Origin of the sequence: Roseateles sp. (assembly GCF_036404855.1) — a bacterium.
GTDB lineage: Bacteria > Pseudomonadota > Gammaproteobacteria > Burkholderiales > Burkholderiaceae_C > Pelomonas.
The window spans coordinates 38,255-58,989 of sequence record NZ_DASWYS010000050.1; the positions used below are offsets into that span (position 1 = coordinate 38,255).

Sequence of the window (20,735 nt, forward strand, 5' to 3'; positions counted from 1 at the left end):
TCAGCCCTGGGCGGCAGCCGGCTCGGACTCACCGGCGCCGTCGTTCAGGTCGATGGCCAGCGCGATCGGGGCCGCAGCAGCTTCGAGTTCATCCTCATCGCCCTCGGGCTCATCGGTGGCTGCGGCCTCGTCCAAGCGCTCGATCAGCGTCGCATGCACGTCCAGCGTCATCTCGTCCAGGCCGGTGATGCGCACCTTCACATGGCTGCCGCGCGGCAGGCTCTCGCAGCCCAACGCCTTGAAGACCAGCGGCAGGTCATCGGCGCGCACCAGGCCTTCCTTCATGACGGCGGCGGTCAGTTCGTTCGTGCCATTCTGCTGTAGCCAGCGCAGCGTCCAGAAGCGCTCGATGCTGTTCTGGAATCCGTTGTACGCCATGTAGGCGGACTCGAAGCCCGAGATGATGGAGAACAGCTGCGCGTCCTTGGGCTTGAAGGGCGCGACGAGCGCTGCCGTCTTGCCGTGACGGGCGCAGGCAATGATCTGCCATTGATTCACCAGGTCGACGTAGCGGCGCAGCGGCGACGTGGCCCACGTGTACTGCGCCACGCCCATGCCGGCATGCGGCAGGGGCTTGACGCCCATGCGCACCTTGATGCCAGGCGCCAGGCTGGCCTGGCTGCGGTAGATGCCCGGCAGGCCCAGCTCGGCCAGCCAGCCGCCCCAGGCGGAGTTGGCCATGATCATGGCCTCGGCCACGATCAGGTCCAGCGAACTGCCGCGCGCTCGCACGCCGATCTCGATGGACTCGGTACCGTTGGGCGCTTCCATGCGCTCGCCGGCGAGGCGGAAGTTGTAGTCCGGCCGGTTGAAGGTCTCGGGCTTGCCGCGGACGATCTCACGCTGGGCCTTGAGATGCTTGGCCAGGCGCCAGGCAAAGGCCAGCTCGGGCGCGAAGGCGTAGTCGGCCGGCGCCTCGCCGGCGAGCGTGGCGTCCGTGACGATGCCGTCCAGCTTGTCGTGGCGCAGGTTGGCGGCGATGGGCACGCGCTCCAGCTTGGTTTCGCGCGACCTGACCTCGAACGACGCCTCGTCCAAGGTGAAATAAATGGACACGGCCGGGCAGTCACGGCCTTCGATCAGCGTGTAGGCCTGTACGACGTCGTCAGGCAGCATGGTGATCTTCCAGCCCGGCATGTAGACGGTGGACAGGCGCTCGCGGGCCACCTTGTCGACGGCCGAGTCCGGCGTGATGGCCAGGCCCGGCGCCGCGATGTGCACCCCGAAGACCACGGTGCCGGTGCCCAGACCCTGCACCGAGAGCGCATCGTCAATCTCGGTGGTCTGCGAATCATCGACGGAGAAGGCGCGCACTGGCGCGAGGGGAAGTTCTTCCTTGATCTCGGGCGCGGCCAGGGCCGGGAAGCCCGTGCCTTTGGGAAAGTTCTCAAACAGGAAGCGCTTCCAGTGGAACTGGTAGGCGCTAGTGATGGCGCCCGCGGCCTGCAGCAGGTCCAGCGGCGCCTTGTGCGAGCGCTTGCTGGCCTCGACGACGGCCTTGTACTCCGGTCCGTTCTTGTCGGGTTTGAAGAGGATCTTGTAGATCTGGTCCTGGATGGGTTGGGGGCACGCGGCCTTAATCAATTCCTCGGCCCAGGCCTCGATCTGCAGTTGCTGCTGACGCTTGCGCTCGATGCCCAGCAGCGCAGCCTTGACTGTTTCCTCGGGCGCTTTCTTGAACTGGCCCTTGCCAGCTCGGCGGAAATAGTGCGGCGCGTCATATAGGCGAAAGAGAGCGGCGGCCTGCGGCACGACGCCAGCCTTGGCATCGAAGTAGTCGCGGGCGAGGTCGGCGAAGCCAAACTCGCCCTCGGGCGCGAACTCCCAGGCGAGATCGAGGTCGATCTCGTCAGCCAGCTTGCGGGCCTCGGCTAACAACATGGCGGGCGCCGGTTGCTCGAACTTCAGCAGCGCGTTGGCGGACTTCACCTTCACCCGCTTGCCGGAGTCCAGTTCCACCTGCAGCGAGGCGTCGGCCTCAGACATCACCCGGCCGGCGAGGAATTTGCCGGCATCATCAAACAGCACAAACATAGGCGGGCGATTGTCCCTTACGCCAGCAGGTGCCTGACGACGCCGGGCAGGTGGACGTCGAAGTCCGTCAGACCATGGTCGCCGCCTTCCAGCACCTCGCCGTCACAGCCGGCGTAGCGGGCCAGCATCTCATGCCAGTCCAGCAGCTCGTCACCCTTGGCGATCAGGGCGTAATACCGTGCCGGGGCCGTCAGCCGCGCGGGCGGCGTCAGCGCAGCGAGCTCGGCCACATGCTGTGCAGTGAAGTTGAACTGCAGCTCGGGATCGTGCCAGGCGGTCAGCGTGCCGATGTGGCGGGACAGGTCGCGTGCAGGAGCCACGGCCGGATTCAGCACCGCCACGCGCCAAGCGCGGTGGGCAGGCTGTTCGGCCAGTGCGGTCGCGTAGAAGCCACCCAGCGAACTCCCGACGACAGCGGCGCCTTGCGTCGGCCAGTCGGCCACGAGGCGGGACACAAGGTCCATGGCGGCCAGGGGGGAGGGCGGTAGTTGCGGGCAGACGAAGACCAGACCCGGTCGCCCGGCGGCCCACGCCGCCATGCGGCGCGCCTTGGCCGATGCCGGCGAAGAGCGGAAACCGTGCAAATAGAGCAGATGTGTGAGATCCATGACGGAAGTTTTGAGCGGAGCTTTGTGCAGCCTGCGACGCAAGCGGAATTCATTTGACTCGAGTGTCGCTGCCCGCCACAGTCCCTGCCTTTTCCCATCCTCGGACCCGTTACCCATGATTCCGACGCCTCGAACCGCCCTGGCCACCGCCATCCTGTTCGCGCTTGCCGCGGTTGCACAAGCCCAGACCCCGCCCAACGGTGCCGCCTCGGTGCCACCGGCAGCGGCAGCCGCTGCCGCCGCCGCCGCTGCTGCAGCACCCAAGCCCTTTGCTGACGTGATCAAGGGTGCAAAGGAGCAGCCCGGCCTGTTCCCGATCTGGCGCAAGGACGAGAAGGTCTGGATCGAGATCCCCAAGGAAGCCTTCAACAAGCCTTTCCTGTTCAGCGTCAACGTGGCCAACTCGATCGGCGAGCGCGGCTTCTACGCCAGCCAGATGCTGGGCGATGAATTGGCCGAATGGCGCCGCATCGGCAATCAGGTCCAGCTGATCGCGCTGAACACCAAGTTCCGCTCCGACAGCGCCTCCAGCAAGCAGGCCCTCGAGCAGGCTTTCTCGCCCAGCCTGATTGCCGGCACGCCGGTGGCCAGCGCCGAGCACCCGGACCGCAAGTCGGTACTGGTGGACGCCAGCGGCCTGCTGCTGGGCGACATCCCCGGCTACTCCACGCGCCTGGAGATGGCCTACCGCCTGCCGTTCGCACCCGATCGTGCCAATTCCTACATCGAGGCCACGCGTGCCGACGCCCAGATCTCGACCCTGACCTCGCGCGTGCACTTCGCCACGCCGCGCATCCCGGCACCGTCGTTGGTGCCCGCGCCCGTGCCCGTGCCGACGCCGCCCCAGGCCACGCCGGACCCGCGTTCGATGTTCTTCAGCTTCGTCTACAGCTTCCGCGCGCTGCCCGAAAAGCCGGCCGCCGTGCGCCATGCCGACCCCCGTCTGGGTCATTTCATGGAGAGCTACAGCAACCTCGGTGACGATCTCAAGGCCAACCCGCGCGTGCACATGGTGGCTCGCTGGCGCCTCGAGAAGAAAGACCCGAGCGCGGCCCTGTCCGAGCCGGTGCAGCCCATCGTCTACTGGATGGACAAGAACATCCCCGCGAAGTACCGCGCCTCGGTCAAGGCCGGCATCGAAGAGTGGAACAAGGCCTTCGAGAAGATCGGCTTCAAGGACGCCGTGCAGGCCAGGCAGCAGCCCGATGATGCCGACTGGGACAACATGGACTCGACGCATGCGTCCGTGCGTTGGTTCACCGGCGCCGATGTCGGTTTCGCCATCGGCCCGAGCAACAAGGACCCGCGCACCGGCGAAATCCTGGATGCTGACATCGGCATGAGCGACGTCTTCGGCCGCGGCTCACGCCGTCTGGCCGCCGACGACGTGCTGCCTGGAGGCCAGCCGGCGCTGACAAGCTGGATGGGTGAGCGCAGCCTGCATCTGGCCGAGCAGCAGTGCAGCTACATGGCCGATCAGGCCCACGAGTTCGGCTTTGCGCTGGACCTGTTGGCACTGCGCGACGGCCTGGAGATGGACGGCCCCGAGGCCGAGGCGTTGGCTCAGGCCGTCGTCAAGGACGTGGTCATGCACGAAGTCGGCCACACGCTGGGCCTCAAGCACAACTTCAAGTCGTCCACGACCGTCACCCAGGCCCAGCTGAAAGACAAGGCCTTCACCGATGCACATGGCATCTCCAACTCGGTGATGGACTACAACGCCTACAACCTGCCGCTCAAGGGTGAGGCCAAGACCACTGTCACCAACACGACGCTGGGCGCCTACGACTACTGGGCCATTGAGTACGCCTACAAGCAGATCCCGGCCGAACAGGAAGCCGCCGAACTGGCCAAGATCGCGGCCCGCTCGACGGAGCCTCTGCTTGCCTACGGCGACGACTTTGACCAAGGCGTCGGCGGTCCCTATGACGGCTTCGACCCGCGCAGCAACCAGCGCGATCTTGGCGACGACCCGCTGGCCTACGCCAAGAAGCGCCTCAAGCTCAGCCAGGAACTGTGGGATCGCGTGCAGTCGCGTCAGGCCACCGTGGGTGACGACCCGCTGCGCAACCGCCGCTCGATCGCAGAGTCCTTCCGCCAGATGGGCATGACGGCCAACAACGTCAGCAAGTACGTGGGCGGCATGTATGCCGAGCGCGTGGTGCCGGGCGTTACGAGCGGCCCGGCCTTCAAGCCGGTGGAGAACGCGCAGCAGCGCGAGGCGCTGCGCTTCATTGCCAGCGGCCTGCTGTCCAGCGACTCGTTCAAGTTCAAACCCGAGTTCCTCGCCACGCAGACGCTGGACTACAACGAGTGGGACCGCGGCCTGCCGCTGTCCATCCCGGACGCCGTCGCTGCACTGCAGGGCCGCGTGCTGGACCGCCTGATGTCGCCCAACACGGCGCGCCGCCTCATCGAGCAGGGTGCCTATCTGCCCGAAGCCCAACGCAAGGGTGCTGTGTCGCTCAGCGAGGTCTACGGCGCACTGCAAGGCGCGATCTTCAGCGAGCTCAAGACCGGCGCCGAGATCGATCGCATGCGTCGCAGCCTCCAGCGCGAGTACCTGCGTCGCCTGCAGGCGCAATTGAACCGCTCGACCAACGGCGCGACGGTCTATGCCGATGCCTTCTCGATGGCGCGCTGGCATGCCAACCTGCTGGCCAACGACCTGCGTGCGGCGGCGGCCAAGCCGGGGCTGTCGGTCGAGACCCGCGCCCACGTGGTTGAGATGCAGGACATGCTGAGCTCGATGCTGAAGGCCTCGCTGACGCGCAGCTGATCGTCATCGCTTCGCTCACAAGGCCGGCCGCTGCGCCGGCCTTTTTTGCTCGCTAGCATGTGCTTCTCTGCCTCAGGAAACCCCATGACCAGCACGTCCACGCCCTACCTTCCCGACCATCTTGGCATCGTCGTGACCCGCAATGCGGGCGGCGAGGTGCAGGGCGAGATGCCGGTGCGGCAGCAACTGATGGCGCCCAACGGCTTTCTGCATGCAGGCAGCGTCGTCACGCTGGCCGACAGCTGCGCCGGCTATGGCTGCATGGCCCACCTGCCGAGTGGTGCTGTCGGCTTCACGACCGTGGAGCTGAAGTCCAACTTCCTGGGCACCGCGCGTGACGGCACGGTGGAATGCGCGGCGCGGCTGGTGCACGGCGGGCGCACGACGCAGGTCTGGGACGCGGTGGTGACGCACCGGGAGACTGGCAAGACCATGGCCCTGTTCCGATGCACGCAGATGGTGCTGTACGGGAAAGGCTGATCTCCCGCGGGCCGGCGTGGTCGGGCGGCGCCTGCTCGGGTCCTCAGGCGTGGGCTGCCAAGCCTTCCAGCAGCTTGTCGTGAATGCCGCCAAAGCCGCCGTTGCTCATGCATAGAAGATGGTCGCCCGGCTTCGCGGCCTTGATGACAGCGGCCACGAGCGCATCGACGTCCGCGCCGACGAATGCCTGGGTGCCCATGGGCGCCAGCGCTTCCTTGGCGTCCCAGCTCAAGCCCTGCTGGTTGCAGAAAGCCAGGTCGGCCTCCTCCAGCGCCCAGGGCAGTTGGGCCTTCATGGTGCCCAGCTTCATCGTGTTGGAGCGGGGCTCGAAGATGGCCAGGATGCGCTCGGCCGGTGCGATGCGACGGCGCAGACCGTTGATGGTGGTGCGGATGGCCGTCGGATGGTGGGCGAAGTCGTCGTAGACCTTGATACTGCCGCCTTCGCGTCGGGCCTCGCCACGTAGCTCCATGCGGCGGCGCACGTTCTGGAACTCGGCCAGCGCAGCGGCCGACTGTTCGGGCGTCACGCCCACATGCTCGGCAGCGGCGATGGCTGCCAGCGCATTGAGCTGGTTGTGCTCGCCAATCAATCCCCATTCGACGCGCGCGACCTTCAGACCGCCGCGCAGCACATCGAAGGACTGCGGCTCGCCGCGGGCGCGCAGCATGCCGGCCTCTTCCTTCTTGGCGCCGAAACGCTGCACCTCGCTCCAGCAGCCGCGCGCTATGACGCGCTGCAATGCCTCCTCGCGGGCGTTGACGACCAGGCGGCCGCTGGCCGGCACGGTGCGCACGAGATGGTGGAACTGGGTCTCGATGGCGGCCAGGTCCGGAAAGATGTCGGCGTGATCGTGCTCGAGGTTGTTCAGGATGGCCGTGCGCGGGCGGTAGTGCACGAACTTGCTGCGCTTGTCGAAGAAGGCCGTGTCGTACTCGTCGGCCTCGATGACGAAGCTCTTGCCTTCTCCAAGTCGAGCCGACACGCCGAAGTTCTGTGGCACGCCGCCCACCAGAAAGCCCGGCTTCAGCCCTGCATGCTCCAGGATCCACGCCAACATGGACGTCGTCGTCGTCTTGCCATGCGTGCCGGCCACGGCCAGGACGTGGCGCCCCTGCAGAACATGCTCGGCCAGCCATTGCGGGCCGGAAACATAGGGCAGGCCGGCGTCGAGGATGGCCTCCATCAGCGGGAATCGTTCGCCGCGCGTGACCACGTTGCCGATGACGAAGACATCCGGCTGGAGCTCCAGTTGCTCGGCGCCGAAGCCGGTGATCAGTTCGATGCCCAGGGCCTCGAGCTGGGTGCTCATGGGCGGGTAGACGTTCGCGTCGCAGCCCGTCACGCGGTGGCCGGCCTCGCGCGCAAGCGCCGCCAGCCCCCCCATGAAGGTGCCGCAGATACCGAGGATGTGCAAGTGCATGGCGATCAGCCCCGTAGGGCGTGGGAACTCAGCGCAAGGCGGTGCGTGCGGCCGCGAGGGTGGCATCGATGTCGGCCTGGGTGTGGGCGGCCGATACGAAACCTGCCTCGTACAAGGCCGGAGCAAGATAGATGCCGGCATCCAGCATCGCGTGGAAGAAGCGGTTGAAGCGCTCCTTGTCCGTGGTCATCACGGTCGTGTAGTTCTGCGGCAGCTCCGGCAGCAGGAAGAAGCCAAACATGCCGCCTTCGCAGTCGGCGCTGAAGGGCACGCCGTTTTCAAGAGCGACCGTCTTCAGGCCATCGACCAGCAGGCGCGTCTTGGCGGACAGCGACTCGAAGAAGCCGGGTTTCTGGATCTCCCGCAGCGTTGCCAGACCGCAGGCTGTGGCCACCGGATTGCCTGACAGCGTGCCGGCCTGGTAGACGCCGCCCAGCGGCGCCAAGTGCTGCATGACCTCGCGCCTGGCGCCGAAGGCCGCCAGCGGCATGCCGCCGCCAATGACCTTGCCGAAGGTGGAGATGTCGGGTGCGAAGCCGGGGATCAGCTTGGCGTAATGGGCCTGTGCGGAGCCCAGGCCGACGCGAAAGCCCGTCATGACCTCGTCCAGCACAAGCAGCGCGCCATGCTGCGTGCACAGGCGCCGCAGTGCCGTCATGAAGGGCACGGAGGCACGCACGAAGTTCATGTTGCCCGCGATGGGTTCGATGATGACGCAGGCCAGTTCGTGGCCGGCTTCGTCGAACGCGGCTTCCAGCTGCTCCACGTTGTTGTATTCGAGGACCAGGGTGTCCGCCGCCGATCCGGGCGTGACGCCTGCACTGGTGGGGTGGCCGAAGGTGGCCAGGCCCGAACCGGCCTTCACGAGCAGCGCGTCGGTGTGGCCGTGGTAGCAGCCCTCGAACTTGATGAACTTGTGCCGGCCTGTGGCGCCGCGCGCCAGGCGGATGGCGCTCATCGTCGCTTCGGTGCCGGAGCTCACCAGGCGCACCTGATCCATGCTGGGCACCAACTTGAGGATCTCCTCGGCCAGCTCAATCTCGCGCTCCGTCGGTGCGCCGAAGGAGAAGCCCTCAGTGGCGGCCTTCTGCACCGCCTCCAGGACGGCCGGGTGGCCGTGGCCCAGGATCATGGGACCCCAGGAGCCGATGTAGTCGATGTAGCGCTTGCCTTCGGCGTCGACGATATAGGCCCCTTCGCCGCGGGCGATGAAGCGCGGCGTACCGCCGACGGCGCGGAAGGCGCGCACGGGAGAGTTCACGCCGCCGGGGATGACGCGCGCGGCGCGCTCGAAGAGCTCGGAATTGCTAGCCATGGGAAAAGGGAATCAGGGAGTCAATGCATGCGCCGCGGCGTTTTCGGCGGCTGCTCGGGTTCGGGGTCGGGCTCGAAGTCCGGTGGCTCGCCACCTTCCTCGTCCGCCGTGGGCAGGGCCCAGAAGAAGCGGTCGGGGATGACGTTGCCCATGCCCGGGCGGAAGCCCGCGTCCAGCGACTGGTCGAGGAAGGACAGGGCCTCGCTGACCGCCGAGTGCAATTCGGCACCCACCGATAGCAGCGCCGCCAGCGCTGCCGACAGCGTGTCGCCGGCGCCGACGAAGGCGGTCTCGAAGCGCTCGAACTTTTCGCCAGTGATGGGGCCTTGCGCATTGGCAAGCACGTTGTCCACGTACTGGTTGGGCAACTGCACGCCGGTGACCAGTACATGCTGGGCACCAGCCTGCGCGGCGGCGACGGCCAACTCGCGTGCCGAGGGACTGCGCTCGCTGTCCCAGTCGGGCAACAGGAAGTCAGTCATGGTCTTGTGGTTGCCCACCAGCACGGCGGTCTGCGGCAGCACCAGCTCGCGCAGCGCATCCAGGTAGCTCTGCTGTTCGTCCTCGTCGATCCATGCGATCGCAGGCAGGTAGGTGACCAGCGGAACATCCGGGTAGTCGCTCAGAACCTCGGCCACTGCGCTGACCGCCTCGGCGTTGCCGAGGAAGCCGACCTTCCAGGCCGTGATGGGCACGTCTTCCAGGATGTGGCGGGCCTGCTCGGCGACCGTGTCGGCGTCGAGGTTCTCGTGCTCGAAGACCTCGGCGGTGTCGCGCAGCACGACGGCAGTGACGACGGGCAGGCAGTGCGCACCCATGGCGGCGATCGTTGCAACGTCGCCGGCAAGGCCGCCTGCACCGGACGCGTCGCTGGCGTTGAAGCTCAGTACGCAGGCCGGCGGCGGGCTTTCCTGTTCGTCTTGGGGGGCATCGACCTCGGGGTCGGCGGTGTTGGGTGTTGGGCTCATGGGGAAGTCATGGCGGGCGCGGCCGAGAAGCTGCCGCAAAGCGTGGAGTCTGCCGCTAAAAGGGCGTTTCCGAGGCCCTGGGCACAGGCGTTTGCCCTCAGCATTGCGCTCTCGGGCCCTGGCTAGAATGATTTGATTGTAGTGAGCAAACTCTGAGCACCGTGAGCGAACCGAGTACCTGGATGTGCCTGATCTGTGGATGGATCTATGACGAAGCCACGGGCGATCCCGAGCATGGCATTGCGCCCGGCACTGCCTGGGCCGATGTCGACATGAACTGGACCTGTCCCGACTGCGGCGCGCGCAAGGAAGATTTCGAGATGGTGCGCATCTGACCCTGCCTCACGGGCGGCCGAATGGGGCTGGCCTCGAGCTGAAGTTCCCAGGAGACGACGTTTGAACGAGCAAGTTTCCGGTGCGGGACCCACCCGCATCCTGGTCATCGACGACAGCAACACCATCCGTCGCAGTGCGGAGATCTTCCTGAAGCAGGGGGGTCACGAGGTGGCTCTGGCCGAGGATGGCTTCGATGCGTTGGCCAAGCTGGGCGATTTCCATCCCGATCTTGTGTTCTGCGACATCCTGATGCCGCGTCTGGATGGGTATCAGACCTGCGCCATCATCAAGCGCAACCCGCAGTTCTCGGGAGTGCCGGTGATCATGCTGTCATCGAAAGACGGCCTCTTCGACAAGGCCCGCGGACGTATGGTGGGCTCGCAGGACTACCTGACCAAGCCCTTCACCAAGGACCAGTTGCTTCAGGCGGTGCTGCAGCACCGGCCCTGAGAAGCGCCCATCGAGAGAGAACTGCCATGAGCATTCATAACATCCTGCTGGTTGACGACTCCAAGACAGAGCTGCACGCGCTGTCGGAGATGCTGGGCAAGCGCGGCTTCAACGTGCGCACCGCGGAGAACGGCGAGGAGGCCATGAAGCGCCTGGCCGAGGCCAGGCCCGACCTGATCCTGATGGACGTCGTCATGCCGGGCCAGAATGGCTTCCAGCTGACGCGTGCCATCACACGCGACGAGCGTTATGCCGGCGTTCCCGTGATCATGTGCACCAGCAAGGGCCAGGAGACCGACAAGGTCTGGGGTATGCGCCAGGGTGCCAGCGACTACGTCGTCAAGCCCGTCAAGGCCGAAGAGCTGCTGGCCAAGATCAAAGCCCTCGGCTGAACATGGCGAACAAGACGGCACTCCGCGAGCTGCAGCAGCGTCTGGCCGAGCGCATGCAAGCTGCGCGGGAGCAGACGCTGATCGCGAACTGGCTGGCCGTGGAATGTGCCGGCGTCGGTTTGCTGTTTTCACTGAAGCAGGCCAGCGAGATCTTCGCGCCCGTGCCGATCAAGCCCGTGCCCTATGCCAAGCCCTGGCTGGCTGGCGTGGCGAATCTGCGCGGCGGTCTGTTCACGGTGGTCGACTTGGCCGTGTATCTCGGCCTGCGCGACCCTGCCCCCGGCCGTGCCGTGCCGACACAGAGCCGCCTGGTGTCGTTGGGCAGCGACCTGAACCTGAACTGCGCGCTGCTCGTGGACCGGCTGGCCGGCCTGCGCAGCGACGAGCAATTGCCGCGGGCCGCACAGCAGCCGGCCGGGCCGTTGCCGCGTTTCGCCGGCGCACTGCACTGCGACGAAGCCGGCCGCCACTGGCAAGAGATCGATCTCGAGGCGTTGTCGCGGCAGGAGAACTTCCTGCACATCGTCGCCTGATGGGCGCTCCGTTTCCAAGCTTCAAGCCGCGCGTTGACGCGGACATCGCAAACACTGAAGGACGAGGGTGAGATGAGCCTGCTGGACAAACTCAGGGGAAAGCCCGAAGCCGATGACCTGCCGCTGCCGCCGCCGGAAGGTGGCGACACGACCATCGATTCACGCACCAACGGCGGCTTCGATGCCAGCCGCAATCCCGACTCCACCCTGGTCGGCGGCGAGATTCCCACGCGTGCGGAGATGCCGTCCATCATTTCGCAGGCCTTGCCGTCCGAGCCCGGCCCGATCAGCGAGTTTCCGCCTAGCAATACGATGGGCTTCGCGCCCACCACGCAGGCGGCCGATCCCACCCAACTGCCGCCCCCGGCCGCTCCCGCCGCCGGAAAGCTTGGCGAGTTCTTCGGCCGTCATCGTCAGCGCGTGTTGACCGCGCTCGTCGCCCTGGGCTTCATCGGCACGGCCATCTCCGTCAGCCTGGTGCTGGTGTCGTCGAACCGCAGCGCGGCTCAGGTGCGCGCCTCAGGTCAGGCGCTGATGCATTCGCAGCGCATGGCCAAGTCCGTGTCCGCGGCCCTGGTCGGCAATCCGACGGCCTTCGCGGAACTGCGCGAATCGGTCAGCACGCTCAGCGGTGTCGTTAACAACCTGCGCACGGGTGAGGGGGACCTGGCCATTGCGCCCGCCGCCGTGCAGCCGACGCTGGAATCCCTGACGCCGCTGGTCGAGCGTGCCGAGAAGAACGGCAAGATCGTTCAAGCCCAGGAGAAAATCCTGACCCAGGTGGGTCAGGCATTGCGCGCCATCAATCGTCAGTCCAGTGACCTGCTGGAAAGCGCCGAGGCCGTGTCGTCCCAGGCCTTGCAGATCGGTTCGTCCGCGGGCGAGGTCTCCGCGGTCGGCCAGCTCGTCATGCTGACCCAACGCATCGGCAAGAGCGCCAACGAGTTCCTGACGCAGGAAGGTGTCAGCCCCGAAGCTGTGTTCCTGCTCGGCAAGGACTTGAACTCCTTCAAGCTCATCACCGAGGCCCTGATCAGCGGCAGCCCCGAGCTGCGCCTGAACGCCGCACGCGACCCGCAGCTCAAGGAACGCCTGCAAACCCTGCTCAAGCAGTACGAGCAGACCCGCACCCAGGCCTCCGCAATTCTGGGCAACCTTCAGGGTCTGGTGTCCGCCCGCGAGGCGCAGACGGCCATCCTGAACGACTCTGAACCGCTGCGCAAAGGCCTGGAGCAGGTCGCCGGCGAGCTGGAAAAGTCGGGTGGTGCCAGTTGGGGCCTGACCCTGCTGCTGTTCCTGTCGCTTGTGGCGCTTGTCGTCGGTGCCGGTGGGTTCCTGCGCCTCTTCGTGGCTGACCAGTCCGAACGCGCCGCGCTCGCCGAGGCCCAGCGCCGCGAGGCCGAGGCCCAGGAGCAGGAGGCCAAGCGCGTCAATGACGCCAACCAGGCGGCCATTCTGCGGCTGATGAACGAACTGGCCAGCGTCGCCGAGGGCGATCTGACGCAGCAGGCGACGGTGACGGAAGACATCACCGGCGCGATTGCCGACTCCGTGAATTACACGGTGGAGGAACTGCGCAACCTGGTCGGCCAGGTGCAGGCCACCGCGGCTCGCGTGACGGACACGACCGGCGCCGTGGACCAGACTTCCACCGACCTGCTTGCCGCTTCCAAGGAGCAACTGCACGAGATCCGTGCGACCGGCGAGGCCGTGCTGGGCATGGCGAACCGGATCACGGAGGTGTCCGCCCAGGCGCAGACGACGGCCGAGGTGGCGCGTCAGAGCCGTCAGGCCGCCGAGCAAGGTCTTTCTGCGATGCAGAACAACATCGCCGGTATGAACACCATCCGCGACTCCATCCAGGAGACCTCCAAGCGCATCAAGCGCCTGGGCGAGTCGTCCCAGGAAATCGGTGAGATCACGGAGCTGATCTCGGACATTACCGAGCAGACCAATGTGCTGGCTCTGAACGCAGCCATTCAGGCCGCGTCCGCCGGCGAGGCGGGCCGCGGCTTCTCGGTGGTGGCGGAAGAAGTGCAGCGCCTCGCGGAACGCTCCGGCGACGCGACGCGCCGGATTGCCGCACTGGTCAAGACCATTCAGACCGACACCCACGACGCCGTGGCCGCCATGGAGCGCTCAACGCGCGGCGTGGTGGAAGGTACGCAACTGTCCGACGCGGCCGGCAAGGCGCTGGAGGACATCGACAGCGTGTCGCGCCAGTTGGACCAGCTGATCGTGCGCATCTCCTCGCAGGCTCAGCAGGAGGCCGCGCATGCCAACGACGTCGCCTCCAACATCCAGCACATTTTTGCGGTGACCGAGCAGACCTCCGAAGGCACGCGTTCCACTGCCCAGATGGTGCATGAGCTGTCGCGCTCGGCCGAGGCGCTGCGCACGTCCGTGTCCCGATTCAAGGTCGCCTGATCGGCGCCCCCGCACACCGCACCGAGCAGAAAGCCCACCGCATGGACAGCTCCCTGCGCGACTCCGAACTCCCGGCCGACCTCAGCCCGTTGGCCTGGGTGCAGGAGGAACTGCGCCGCTCCCTGGAGTCGGTACACAAGACCCTGCGCCGCCTCGTTCGCGATGGCAGCGACAGCCGGCACGCCGCGTTCGGCGCCGATGCCCAGCCCAGCCCTCCGCTGCAGCAGGCGGCGGCGCAACTGCACCAGGTCAGCGGTGTGCTGTCGCTGGTCGGCCTGCCGGCTGGCGCCAGCGTGCTGCGTGCCGCCGAGATCGCCGTGGCCCGCTTGGCAGAGCGGCCCCTGGAGGTCGAGGCGAGCACCGTCGATGCCATCGAACGCGCGGACTTCGCATTGCTGGCCTATGTCGCCCGCCTGCTGGCCGGCAACAAGACCTCGTCGCTGGCCCTTTACCCGGGCTATCGCGCCCTGCAGCAGATCAACGGCGCTGAGCGCATCCATCCCGCCGACCTGTGGCAGTTCGACTGGGCTTGGCGCAGCATCCCGCAGGAAGCCGGCGTGTCGCCGCGCGCGCCCGATACCGTGCGCGCGCCCTTCGAGGCTGCGCTGCTGCGCCACATGCGGGAACCCAGCTCCACGCACGCGGCCAACCTGTCAGGCCTTTGCGCTGGCCTTGCTGCCGCGCTGCCGGCCGGCACGTCGCGTACGCTGTGGCAATTGGCTGCGGCCGTCTTCGAGGGCCAGGCGCTGAAGCTGCTGGGCAGCGATGCCTACACGAAGCGCCTGGGCTCCAAGTTGCTGCACGAACTGCGGGTGATTGGCCAGGGCGACCAAGCCGACCCGGCGCGTGACCGGCTGGCTCAAGACCTGCTGTTTTTCTGCGCCCAGTGCCGCGTCACCCAGGGGGCTGGCCCGCGCCTGATGGCCGTTCACGAAGCCTACCGTCTGACGGATGAGCAGGCCGGTGACTACGAAGATGCCAGCCTGGGCCGCATCGACCCGGCCTGGGTCGCGCAGGCCAAGCGCCGCGTGCTGGCCGCCAAGGAAAGCTGGTCCAGCGCCGCTGAGGGCGACCAGCACCGGCTGAGCGGCCTGGACGAGCAGTTCGCCGCGCTGTCCGATTCCCTGACTCGCCTGTTCCCGAGTGGCGAGGTGCTGGCCCAGACGCTGCAGCGCGCCGTCGTCGCGACGTTGCGCTCGCGCGCCGCACCGTCGCCCGCGCTCGCGATGGAAGTCGCTACCAGCCTGCTCTATGTTGAAGCCGCGCTGGAAGACGCCGCCTTCGATCAGCCCGAGCAGGCCGACCGCGTGCGCCGCCTGGCGCGCCGCGTTGAGGCCGTTGCTCACGGCGAGGCGGCCGAGCCGCTGGAAGACTGGATGGAGGACCTGTACCGCCGGGTCTCTGACCGCCAGACTCTGGGCAGCGTCGTCCACGAACTGCGCGCCAGCCTGTCGGAAATCGAGCGCCAGTGCGACGAGTACTTCCGCAGTCCTACCCAGCGCGAGCTGCTGATTCCCGTGCCCGGCCAACTGCAGGCCATGCGCGGCGTGCTCAGCGTGCTGGGCCTGGACCAAGCCGCCCACGCCACCGTCCGCATGCGCGACGAGATCGACGGCCTGGCCAACACCGAGATCGACTTCAATCGCCCCGGCGCGCGTGACGTCTTCGAGCGCCTGGCCAACAACCTCGGCGCCCTCGGCTTTCTCATCGACATGCTCAGCGTCCAGCCGCAACTGGCCAAGCGCATGTTCCAGTTCGACGAGATCAGCGGCCGCCTGGACGCCGTCATGGGCCGCCGCGAAGGGGCCGTGGAGCTTCCCGATTTCGAGGCTAGCGGCTTCCACGTCGACCTTGAGGCCGAGTCGCCTGCCGCCCCCGCCCCCGGTGCGGCCATGGATGCGACGCAGCCCCTGCACGTCGACTTCGGCAGCCTGGATCTGCCCGATCTCAGCCTGCCTGATGTCGACCTTTCGCAGCCCGCGCTGGCCGTCTCGCCGGTGGTCGCGCCGCCTCCGCTCGCGCCCAGCGTTGCCGACGACCCGGAGATGCGCGAGATCTTCCTGGAGGAGGCCGACGAAGTTATCGCCAACGCGCGTGCAGCGTTGGCCGAGCTGCACCAGCAGCCCAGCGACCACGGCCAGCTCACCGTCGTGCGCCGCGCCTTCCACACGCTCAAGGGCAGTGCCCGCATGGTGGGCCTGAACGACTTCGGCGAAGGCGCCTGGGCCTGCGAGCAGCTCTACAACGCCCGCCTCGCCGAGGCCAGCCCGCAGGCCGATGCTGCTCTGATCGGCTTCACGACCGAGGCGCTGGACTATTTCGCTCATTGGCGCCAGCAGATCGCCGGCACCGAGCCGGGCCACAGCCTGCCCGACCCGCTGCGCCGCAGCGCCGATTCACTGCGTTTGCAGGGGCAGTCCCTGCCGCTGGACTGGTCCGCGGAAGCTCCGGTGACGGAAGTCGTCGAACCCGCGCCCGAGCCCGTTGTCGCCGAGCCGATCGAGACGGTAGCGGTGCCGGTGCCTGAGCCCGACTACGTGCTCGAGCTGGACATGCCGGATGCCGAAGCCGGTCTGCCGGTGCCCGAGGTCACAGTCGATCTCGATGCGGCGCAATGGCTGGCCGACGAACCCACGCTTGACCTCTCTGTCCCGACCCACGCGCCGACCGAACCCCTGCCACTGCCCACGCCACAGCGCGAGGAGCAGACGCTGGCCAACTTTGGTGTCATCCTGGACCTGGACGATCCCGAACCTGTCGTCGTCCCCGAGCAGCCCCTGGCCGAGATTCCGCCCAGGCCCGAGGAGGTCACGCTCGCCCTGCCCAGGCTGGTGGTCGACAACGAGGCTGCCGCGATCGAGGCAGAGCCGGAGCCAGTGGACCCGGACGAGGGCTTCAAGGTCATCGGTCCGCTGCGCATCAGCATCACCCTGTTCAACATCTTCCTGAACGAGGCCGACGAGCTGTCGCGCAAACTCTCCATCAGTCTGGCGGAATGGGCGGCCGAGCTGGCCCAGCCCGTGCCGGCCAGCTGCGAGGCCCAGGCCCATGCCCTGGCTGGCAACGCAGCGACAGTTGGTTATGAGGAGCTGTCCGCGCTGGCCCGCGAGTTGGAGCACACCCTGGGCCGCGCCCAGCGCGCCACGCGTTACGAGGAGGCCGACGCCGAGCTCTTCGTGCGCGCTGCCGACGACATCCGCCGCCTGCTGCACCAGTTTGCGGCTGGTTTCCTGAAGCCCAACGACCCCGAGGTCATCAGCCGCCTGCATGCCTACGAGCCGCAGGAGGAGTCGCTCACCGCCGCCGCCGAGCTGGACGGGCTGGACGGGCTGCCTGTCGAGGATGGCATCGAGATGCCGGTGGCCGAGGCCATCGAGGTCGTTGAACCTGCATCCGAGACCGTGCTGGCGTTGGAGTCCGAGCCTGAGACGACACCGTCCGCCGAGCCCGAACCAACATCGTCGATGGAGCCGGAACCCGAGCCCGGCCTGCCCGACAACATCGAGCCGGACCTCTACCCGATCTTCGAGGAAGAGGGCCGTGACCTGCTGCAGCAGTTGCATGGCGCCCTGCGAGACTGGCTGGCCCATCCGGGCGAGCTGGGCCGCTCGGACGCCTGCATGCGTGCCCTGCACACCTTCAAGGGGGGCGCTCGCCTCGCCGGCGCCATGCGCTTGGGCGAGCAGGCCCACCATCTGGAGTCGGCCATCGAGGCCGTGCTGCGTGACGGTCATGCCGATCACGCTCGGGTTCAAGCGCTGCAGCACGAGGGCGATGCGCTTGAGCATGCCTTCGAGGAACTGGGCCGCAGCCTGACAACTGCTGCTGCGGCACCGCTCGTGCCCGCTGTCGTCACGCCGCCAGCGCCGGTTGCGCGGCCAGTGGTCGCCGTCGAGGCGCCGCAGGCCCAGCCCGCTGCCACGGCCGACAGGGCCGGCGAGCAGATCCGCGAGATCGACTGGAGCCGCTTCACCGACAGCGCCGAGATCGCTGCCGGCAGCGACAACCTGGCCATCGGCCTGGCCCAGGTGCGCGTGCGCGGCAGCCTGCTGGAGCGCATGGCCACTCAGGCCGGCGAGGTCAGCATCCGCCGTGCGCGGATGGAGTCCGAGCTGGCCCAGATGAAGGGTGCCCTGCTGGACCTGGACGACAACCTCGAGCGACTGCGCGCGCAGTTGCGCGAGCTGGAGTTGCAGGCTGAGGCCCAGATGCACATCCAGCAGGAGATGGCGCAACAAGGCGGCCGCGAGTTCGACCCGCTGGAGTTCGACCGCTACACCCGGTTCCAGGAACTGACACGCATGCTGGCCGAGTCGGTCGGTGACGTGGCCACGTTGCAACGCGCGCTGGGTCGCAACGTCCAGACTGGCGAAGACGAGCTGGCTGCCCAGTCGCGGCTGACGCGAGAACTGCAGGACGACCTGCTGCGCACCCGCCTGGTCGAGTTCGACTCCATCGGCGAGCGGATGCATCGCGTCGTGCGCCAGGCCGCCCGGGACAGTGCCAAGCAGGTCAGGCTGGAGATCGCCGGCGGCCAGACCGAGCTGGACCGCTCGGTGCTGGAACGTACCGCGGGCGCTTTCGAACACCTGCTGCGCAACAGCGTCGCTCATGGCATCGAGACGCCAGATGTGCGCACTGCCGCTGGCAAGGACCCGGTCGGCACGCTGCGCATCGACGTCAGCCAGCACGGCAATGAAGTGTTGCTGAAGTTCTCCGATGACGGTGCCGGCCTCAATCTCGCCCGCATCCGCGAGCGCGGCCTGCAATTGGGCCTGATCACGCCCGACGCCGAGCCCGACGATGCCCAGCTCCAGCGCATGATCTTCGCGCCGGGCTTTTCGACCGCCAGTCAGGTCACCGAGCTGAGCGGCCGCGGCATCGGCATGGACGTTGTGCGTGCCGAGGTTGGCACGCTGGGCGGCAGCATCGAAACCACGTCGGCGGCCGGGCAGGGCACCAGCTTCCTGCTGCGCCTGCCGCTGACGACGGCGCTGACGCAGATCGTGCTGCTCAAGAGCGCGGATCAGGTTGTCGCCGTGCCGGCGGCGCTGATGGCGTCCGTGCAGCGCGTGCCGGTCGAGGCGGTAGAGCAGGCTTACGCCACCGGCAGGCTGTTGCATGCGGGGCTGGAAATGCCGTTCTACTGGCTGGGCGGCCTGCTGGGCCACGCAGGCCGCGGCCATGTCCATGGCCGCCATGCGCACGTCGTGCTCGTGCACAGTGCCCAGGCTTCCCTCGCCCTGCACGTGGACGAGGTGGTTGGCAACCAGGAAGTCGTTGTCAAGAACCTCGGCGCCCAGCTCAACCGCGTGCCGGGCCTGGCGGGCATCAGCCTGCTGGCCTCGGGCGAGGTGGCGCTGATCTACAACGTCGTGGCGCTGGCCGACTGGTATGGCGTTGAGGCCCGGGCTCGCCTGGCCGCGGCCCATGCCCTGGCCCAGTCGTCGGCCCCGCTGCAGGCGGAGCCGGTGGCCGAGGCAGAGCAGGCGCCGCTGGTGCTGGTCGTCGACGATTCGCTGACGGTGCGCCGCGTGACGCAGCGCTTCCTGGAGCGCGTGGGCCTGCGCGTTATGTTGGCCAAGGACGGCCTGGACGCGATGGAGAAGCTGGCCGGCGACGAGCTGCCCGCGGTGGTGCTGTCTGACATCGAGATGCCTCGCATGGACGGCTTCGACCTGGTGCGCAACATGCGCGCCGACTCGCGGCTGGCCGGCCTGCCGGTGATCATGATCACCTCGCGCATCGCGCAGAAGCATCGGGACTACGCCGCCCAGCTCGGTGTGGACCACTATCTCGGCAAGCCCTATGACGAGGACTACTTGCTCGGCCTGATCCAGCAGTACACCCACCGGACCCAGGCGGCCTGAGCACCCGATGTCCCAGGTTGTCGATCACCTCGCCGAACTGACCGGATTCCGTGACCGCGACGTCATGGACGTCACGCTGGTCATGGCCCTGCGTGATCTGCTCGAGCCGGAGTCTGTGGCCATTTACCGCTGCGTCGGCGAGCCGGGCGAGGAGCGTTGGCTGACTCGCGCCCACCTGCGCGCGGGCGATGCCGTGGCGTCGGCTGACCCGCTTTGGGCCAAGCCCACGGCGCTGCCGCTGGCGACCACCCATCCGCTGCGCCTGGAGGCTATGCGCAGCCGCGCGGTGACCCAGGTGGTCCAGGGGGGACAGTGGTTGTACCTTTTCCCCATCGCGACCGAGCGCGACGTCATCGGCGTCATCGAGATCTTGTCCACGCGCCGCCTTGGCACAGGCGCGCAGCGAATGGTCAGCAGCGTGCTGCGGATCTATCACAACTTCCAGGGCCTGCTTGACTACTCCGAGCGCGACACGCTCACCGGCCTGCTGAATCGCAAGACCTTCGACGAGAGCTTCCTGAAGGTGCTGTCCGACATCCCGGCCAAGCACGAGGTCAAGTACGAGGCCGAGGACCGTCGCCACGAGACGGCCACCCCGCACTATGTGCTGGGCGTCATCGACATCGACCACTTCAAGTCCGTCAACGACCGCTTTGGCCACCTCATCGGCGACGAGGTGCTGCTGCTGCTTTCCCGCCTGATGCGCGGCTCTTTCCGCTTTCACGACCTGCTCTACCGCTTTGGCGGCGAGGAATTCGTCGTGCTGATGCGTTGCGACGAAGAGATCCACGCCGGCGATGCCTTTGAGCGCCTGCGCGTGAACACCGAGCGTTACGTCTTCCCGCAGGTCGGTCGCATCACGGTCAGCATCGGCTTCACCGAGGTACGCGCCGGGGATTCGCCGGCAGCGGCCTTCGAGCGAGCTGACAAGGCCGTCTATCACGCCAAGGCCCACGGCCGGAACCAGGTGCACAACTACGCAGCCCTGGTCGCCGGGGGCATCATCCAGGAAGCCACGCAGCTCAGCGACGTCGAGCTGTTCTGATCCGGCCCAGTTGGGCGGGTCTGCGCCAACGGTCGCTTCTCTCCTCGGGCGCCGCGGCCTGGTGTGGTTGGTTGC

14 protein-coding genes are annotated in these 20,735 nt (G+C 67.4%); 9 read left to right on the top strand and 5 right to left on the bottom strand.

Annotated features, from left to right (window positions below; genetic code table 11):
* Both VGF12_RS03305 and VGF12_RS03310 read right to left on the bottom strand, forming a co-directional pair.
* Positions 1-2,034, bottom strand: a complete 2,034-nt coding sequence (locus VGF12_RS03305) for a ribonuclease catalytic domain-containing protein (protein WP_331174622.1) — start codon at positions 2,032-2,034, stop codon at positions 1-3.
* Between the two features lie 17 nt (positions 2,035-2,051).
* Entirely contained in the window at positions 2,052-2,642 is a 591-nt protein-coding gene (locus VGF12_RS03310) for a YqiA/YcfP family alpha/beta fold hydrolase (protein ID WP_331174623.1), read from the bottom strand.
* A 115-nt stretch (positions 2,643-2,757) separates the two neighbouring features.
* Between VGF12_RS03310 and VGF12_RS03315 the strand changes: the two genes are divergently transcribed.
* Both VGF12_RS03315 and VGF12_RS03320 read left to right on the top strand, forming a co-directional pair.
* Positions 2,758-5,421: a zinc-dependent metalloprotease gene (locus VGF12_RS03315; protein WP_331174624.1), complete on the top strand. Its 2,664-nt coding sequence runs from the start codon at positions 2,758-2,760 to the stop codon at positions 5,419-5,421.
* A gap of 84 nt (positions 5,422-5,505) precedes the next feature.
* Positions 5,506-5,901 carry a PaaI family thioesterase gene (locus tag VGF12_RS03320; protein WP_331174625.1) on the top strand — a complete coding sequence of 132 codons (396 nt, stop codon included), beginning with the start codon at positions 5,506-5,508 and terminating at the stop codon, positions 5,899-5,901.
* A 43-nt stretch (positions 5,902-5,944) separates the two neighbouring features.
* On the opposite strand, the gene mpl is transcribed toward VGF12_RS03320, so the two are convergent.
* The 3 genes from mpl to thiD are packed head-to-tail and all read right to left on the bottom strand — an operon-like array spanning position 5,945 to position 9,607.
* On the bottom strand, positions 5,945-7,324 hold the full coding sequence (gene mpl, locus VGF12_RS03325; RefSeq protein WP_331174626.1) for a UDP-N-acetylmuramate:L-alanyl-gamma-D-glutamyl-meso-diaminopimelate ligase: 1,380 nt from the start codon (positions 7,322-7,324) through the stop codon (positions 5,945-5,947).
* Between the two features lie 28 nt (positions 7,325-7,352).
* A complete protein-coding gene (hemL, locus tag VGF12_RS03330) occupies positions 7,353-8,639 on the bottom strand; it encodes a glutamate-1-semialdehyde 2,1-aminomutase (protein ID WP_331174627.1) in 1,287 nt (428 codons plus the stop codon).
* A 20-nt stretch (positions 8,640-8,659) separates the two neighbouring features.
* Entirely contained in the window at positions 8,660-9,607 is a 948-nt protein-coding gene (gene thiD / locus VGF12_RS03335) for a bifunctional hydroxymethylpyrimidine kinase/phosphomethylpyrimidine kinase (protein WP_331174628.1), read from the bottom strand.
* 182 nt (positions 9,608-9,789) lie between these two features.
* Between thiD and VGF12_RS03340 the strand changes: the two genes are divergently transcribed.
* The 7 genes from VGF12_RS03340 (at position 9,790) to VGF12_RS03370 (ending at position 20,660) form a co-directional block, all read left to right on the top strand.
* Positions 9,790-9,942 (top strand): rubredoxin, encoded by a 153-nt coding sequence (locus tag VGF12_RS03340; protein WP_119043521.1) that lies wholly within the window; start codon positions 9,790-9,792, stop codon positions 9,940-9,942.
* 61 nt (positions 9,943-10,003) lie between these two features.
* On the top strand, positions 10,004-10,393 hold the full coding sequence (locus tag VGF12_RS03345) for a response regulator (RefSeq protein WP_293501545.1): 390 nt from the start codon (positions 10,004-10,006) through the stop codon (positions 10,391-10,393).
* 26 nt (positions 10,394-10,419) lie between these two features.
* On the top strand, positions 10,420-10,785 hold the full coding sequence (locus VGF12_RS03350) for a response regulator (protein ID WP_331174629.1): 366 nt from the start codon (positions 10,420-10,422) through the stop codon (positions 10,783-10,785).
* A 2-nt stretch (positions 10,786-10,787) separates the two neighbouring features.
* Positions 10,788-11,318, top strand: a complete 531-nt coding sequence (locus VGF12_RS03355) for a chemotaxis protein CheW (RefSeq protein WP_331174630.1) — start codon at positions 10,788-10,790, stop codon at positions 11,316-11,318.
* 72 nt (positions 11,319-11,390) lie between these two features.
* Positions 11,391-13,745 (top strand): methyl-accepting chemotaxis protein, encoded by a 2,355-nt coding sequence (locus tag VGF12_RS03360; protein WP_331174631.1) that lies wholly within the window; start codon positions 11,391-11,393, stop codon positions 13,743-13,745.
* Positions 13,746-13,786: 41 nt separating this feature from the next.
* Positions 13,787-19,615: an Hpt domain-containing protein gene (locus VGF12_RS03365; protein WP_331174632.1), complete on the top strand. Its 5,829-nt coding sequence runs from the start codon at positions 13,787-13,789 to the stop codon at positions 19,613-19,615.
* A 7-nt stretch (positions 19,616-19,622) separates the two neighbouring features.
* A complete protein-coding gene (locus VGF12_RS03370) occupies positions 19,623-20,660 on the top strand; it encodes a GGDEF domain-containing protein (RefSeq protein ID WP_331174633.1) in 1,038 nt (345 codons plus the stop codon).
* Positions 20,661-20,735 lie beyond the last annotated feature (75 nt).

What these genes read in the sequence shown, in the direction of transcription:
- VGF12_RS03355 (WP_331174630.1), top strand. Translation starts at nt 10,788, where the DNA reads ATGGCGAACAAGACGGCACTCCGCGAGCTGCAGCAGCGTCTGGCCGAG.
- VGF12_RS03370 (WP_331174633.1), top strand. Translation starts at nt 19,623, where the DNA reads ATGTCCCAGGTTGTCGATCACCTCGCCGAACTGACCGGATTCCGTGAC.
- VGF12_RS03360 (WP_331174631.1), top strand. Translation starts at nt 11,391, where the DNA reads ATGAGCCTGCTGGACAAACTCAGGGGAAAGCCCGAAGCCGATGACCTG.
- VGF12_RS03305 (WP_331174622.1), bottom strand. Translation starts at nt 2,034, where the DNA reads ATGTTTGTGCTGTTTGATGATGCCGGCAAATTCCTCGCCGGCCGGGTG.
- VGF12_RS03350 (WP_331174629.1), top strand. Translation starts at nt 10,420, where the DNA reads ATGAGCATTCATAACATCCTGCTGGTTGACGACTCCAAGACAGAGCTG.
- thiD (WP_331174628.1), bottom strand. Translation starts at nt 9,607, where the DNA reads ATGAGCCCAACACCCAACACCGCCGACCCCGAGGTCGATGCCCCCCAA.
- VGF12_RS03320 (WP_331174625.1), top strand. Translation starts at nt 5,506, where the DNA reads ATGACCAGCACGTCCACGCCCTACCTTCCCGACCATCTTGGCATCGTC.
- hemL (WP_331174627.1), bottom strand. Translation starts at nt 8,639, where the DNA reads ATGGCTAGCAATTCCGAGCTCTTCGAGCGCGCCGCGCGCGTCATCCCC.
- VGF12_RS03315 (WP_331174624.1), top strand. Translation starts at nt 2,758, where the DNA reads ATGATTCCGACGCCTCGAACCGCCCTGGCCACCGCCATCCTGTTCGCG.
- VGF12_RS03365 (WP_331174632.1), top strand. Translation starts at nt 13,787, where the DNA reads ATGGACAGCTCCCTGCGCGACTCCGAACTCCCGGCCGACCTCAGCCCG.
- VGF12_RS03340 (WP_119043521.1), top strand. Translation starts at nt 9,790, where the DNA reads ATGTGCCTGATCTGTGGATGGATCTATGACGAAGCCACGGGCGATCCC.
- mpl (WP_331174626.1), bottom strand. Translation starts at nt 7,324, where the DNA reads ATGCACTTGCACATCCTCGGTATCTGCGGCACCTTCATGGGGGGGCTG.
- VGF12_RS03310 (WP_331174623.1), bottom strand. Translation starts at nt 2,642, where the DNA reads ATGGATCTCACACATCTGCTCTATTTGCACGGTTTCCGCTCTTCGCCG.